Annotated in this window: 5 protein-coding genes; 4 read left to right on the forward strand and 1 reads right to left on the reverse strand. The window is 71.2% G+C overall.

The features are described 5' to 3' along the window. On the reverse strand, positions 1-389 hold a 389-nt coding region (locus SSQG_RS39750), incomplete at its 3' end, for a hypothetical protein (RefSeq protein ID WP_078506936.1). A gap of 207 nt (positions 390-596) precedes the next feature. Here SSQG_RS39750 and rimP point away from each other — a divergent pair. The 4 genes from rimP to SSQG_RS43070 form a co-directional block, all read left to right on the forward strand. Then, on the forward strand, positions 597-1,106 hold the full coding sequence (gene rimP, locus SSQG_RS28415) for a ribosome maturation factor RimP (protein WP_003993355.1): 510 nt from the start codon (positions 597-599) through the stop codon (positions 1,104-1,106). A gap of 2 nt (positions 1,107-1,108) precedes the next feature. Then, the gene (gene nusA, locus SSQG_RS28420) at positions 1,109-2,131 is read left to right on the forward strand and encodes a transcription termination factor NusA (RefSeq protein WP_003993356.1); all 1,023 of its coding nucleotides are present in this window, start codon (positions 1,109-1,111) and stop codon (positions 2,129-2,131) included. A gap of 102 nt (positions 2,132-2,233) precedes the next feature. Next, the gene (locus SSQG_RS39755) at positions 2,234-2,530 is read left to right on the forward strand and encodes a YlxR family protein (RefSeq protein WP_003993357.1); all 297 of its coding nucleotides are present in this window, start codon (positions 2,234-2,236) and stop codon (positions 2,528-2,530) included. Positions 2,531-2,676: 146 nt separating this feature from the next. Beyond that, on the forward strand, positions 2,677-3,260 hold a 584-nt coding region (locus SSQG_RS43070; protein ID WP_039933794.1), incomplete at its 3' end, for a translation initiation factor IF-2 N-terminal domain-containing protein.

Raw genomic sequence — 3,260 nt, forward strand, 5'->3', positions numbered from 1 at the left:
GGCACGGCAGCGGCCGAAGGGGCGACGGGGGAAGCGGCAGAGGAGGCAGAGGAGTCAGGGGCGGAAAGGGCTGTGGAGGCAGGCGCTTTGCGGCGGTCCCCTCCGAAGGCCCGCGCGTGCCGCGCCGCCTCCTCACGCAGCGGCCGCAGCAGCCCCGCCAGCGCGGGACGGGCGGCGATCACCGCGTCGTACCGCTCCACCAGCCCCTCGCTGTCCCGCGCCGCACGCGCGCGTGCCCGGCGCTCGGCGGCCGACTGAGCGTCGCTCCGGCCACCGGGATCCTCGGAGCCGGCGGTGCAGCCCGCCAGGGCGAGTGCCGTCGAGCCGACGGCGAGCAGACTCCTTCTGCGCGGGCCCGAGCGGGCGCGCGGCGATGAGGGGAACGGCACGTCAGACGTCCTCAAGGGGGCTCGAACGAGAAGGAAGTGACTCTCAGGGCTGCACGCCCATGATCACGGTACCCGGGCTCCGGCCCGGGACCACTCAGCGGCACCGTTCGTCACCGGGTGGACGGCAACACTCCCCGCGACCGGATACCCTTTGACCAGACACGCGCCCCATCCCACAACAGCACACGCGGCCGAGGAGTCACCCGGATGAGCACCACCCAGAGCGAGAGGCTGCGAGAACTGCTGGAGCCGCTCGTCAACTCCCAGGGCCTGGATCTCGACGAGATCGCGGTGGACTCGGTCGGACGCAAGCGTGTGCTGCGCGTCGTCGTCGACTCGGACACGGGCGCGGACCTGGACCGGATCGCCGATGTGAGCCGCGCGCTCTCGGCGAAGCTCGACGAGACGGACGCGATGGGCGAGGGGGAGTACACCCTCGAGGTCGGCACCCCGGGCGCGGAGCGCCCCCTCACGGAACACCGGCACTACGTCCGCGCCACGGACCGGCTGGTGAAGTTCCAGCTGGCCGAGGGCGACGAGCTGGTCGCCAGGATCCTGAAGGTCGACGACGAGGGTGTCGACGCCGAGGTGCCCGGAGTGAAGGGCCGCAAGGCCACCGCCCGCAGAATCGCCTTCGACGACATCGTCCGGGCGCGCGTGCAGGTCGAGTTCGGCCGCAAGGACAACAAGGACAACAAGAAGGAAGAGGAGGCGTAGCCGTGGACATCGACATGAGCGCCCTGCGGGGCTTGGTTCGGGAGAAGGAGATCTCCTTCGACCTGCTGGTCGAGGCGATCGAGTCGGCCCTCCTCATCGCCTATCACCGCACCGAGGGAAGCCGCCGTCACGCGCGCGTGGAGCTCAACCGGGAGACCGGCCATGTGACCGTGTGGGCGAAGGAGGACCCCGACGACCTCGAGGAGGGCCAGGAGGCCCGCGAGTTCGACGACACCCCCACCGGCTTCGGCCGTATCGCCGCCACCACGGCTAAGCAGGTCATCCTGCAGCGCCTGCGTGACGCCGAGGACGACGCGACGCTCGGCGAGTACGCCGGCCGCGAGGGCGACATCGTCACCGGCGTGGTCCAGCAGGGCCGCGACCCGAAGAACGTGCTCGTGGACATCGGCAAGCTCGAGGCCATCCTGCCGGTGCAGGAGCAGGTGCCGGGGGAGACGTACGGGCACGGCATGCGTCTGCGGTCGTACGTCGTCCGGGTGGCCAAGGGCGTCCGCGGTCCGTCCGTGACGCTCTCCCGCACGCACCCCAACCTGGTGAAGAAGCTCTTCGCCCTGGAGGTGCCGGAGATCGCCGACGGGTCCGTGGAGATCTCCGCGATCGCCCGTGAGGCCGGTCACCGCACGAAGATCGCCGTACGGTCCACCCGGTCCGGTCTGAACGCCAAGGGCGCCTGCATCGGCCCCGTGGGCGGCCGGGTGCGCAACGTGATGGGCGAGCTGAACGGCGAGAAGATCGACATCGTCGACTGGTCGGAGGACCCGGCCGAGATGGTGGCGAACGCGCTGTCCCCGGCCCGGGTCTCCAAGGTGGAGATCGTGGACATGGCGACCCGGTCGGCCCGTGTCACGGTGCCCGACTACCAGCTGTCCCTGGCCATCGGCAAGGAGGGGCAGAACGCCCGCCTCGCCGCCCGGCTGACCGGCTGGCGGATCGACATCCGCCCGGACACGGAACCGGCCGGGGAGCAGTCCGGGGAGCGGTCCGGGCAACGGGCCGGGGAATAGATCCAAGCCGCGTGTCGTTCAGATCACGACAGGTTTGGGCGCGGCAACTGTTCGAATCCCGCCCCAAAGGGGTGAGGCGCGTACGGGGAGGTAGACTTAGCTGTGTCTGGCCGGACGCGCGCCCGCGCATGCCCTGAACGCACCTGTGTGGGGTGTCGGGAGCGAGCGGTCAAGGCCGATCTGTTGCGGATCGTAGCGATCAAGGACGCATGCGTTCCTGATCCACGCGGTACGCTGCCCGGCCGGGGTGCGTACGTACACCCCTCCCCGGTCTGTCTCGACCAGGCGGTACGCCGCCGGGCGTTCACGAGGGCACTGCGCGCCCCGGGAGCGCTCGACACAAAGGCGTTGCGCCAGCACGTCGAGCGGACAATGGTTGCCGAGCAGGCAACACGGTAAGAACGTGCCGCACGGAACCCCGTGCGGTCTAGGTACCTCGCGAGTCGAAAGCAGGTCGAGATTGCGATGAGCACTCGATGAGTACGCGATGAGTACGCCCATGAACTAGCGACGGTCCGGCTTCACCCGGACCTCAAAGGAGCGAAGTGGCTAAGGTCCGGGTCTACGAACTCGCCAAGGAGTTCGGTGTCGAGAGCAAGGTCGTCATGGCCAAGCTCCAGGAGCTCGGTGAATTCGTCCGTTCGGCGTCTTCGACCATCGAAGCGCCCGTTGTACGCAAGCTGACTGACGCCTTCCAGCAGGGCGGTGGCAACGGCAGGTCCGCGAAGCCCGCGGCCCCCAAGAAGGCCGCCCCCCGTCCCGCCGCGCCTTCTCCGGCGCAGGCGGCGCGTCCGGCTGCACCCAAGCCGCCGGCCGCCCCCAAGCCGCCGACGGCCCAGGAGCCGTCGGCTCCGTCGGCTCCGGCGCCGACCCCCGGTCCGCGTCCGACGCCGGGCCCCAAGCCCGCGCCGCGTCCGGCCCCGGCCGCGCCCGAGTTCCAGGCGCCGCCCTCGACGCCGTCCCCGGCCGCGCCGAAGCCCGGCGCGCGTCCCGGTGCTCCCAAGCCCGGTGGCCGCCCCTCCGGCGGTCCGGGCCAGGACCGTGGCGGCCAGGGCCAGCGTTCTGGTGGCCAGGGCCCGCGTCCCGGCGCCCACGGCGCCGCGACAGGGCGGTCGTCCGGCCGGTCCGC

The sequence above is a fragment of the Streptomyces viridochromogenes DSM 40736 genome (assembly GCF_000158955.1).
Lineage (GTDB): Bacteria > Actinomycetota > Actinomycetes > Streptomycetales > Streptomycetaceae > Streptomyces > Streptomyces venetus.

Excerpts from the sequence above, each read along its gene's own strand:
- rimP (WP_003993355.1), top strand. The coding sequence starts at position 597 with ATGAGCACCACCCAGAGCGAGAGGCTGCGAGAACTGCTGGAGCCGCTC.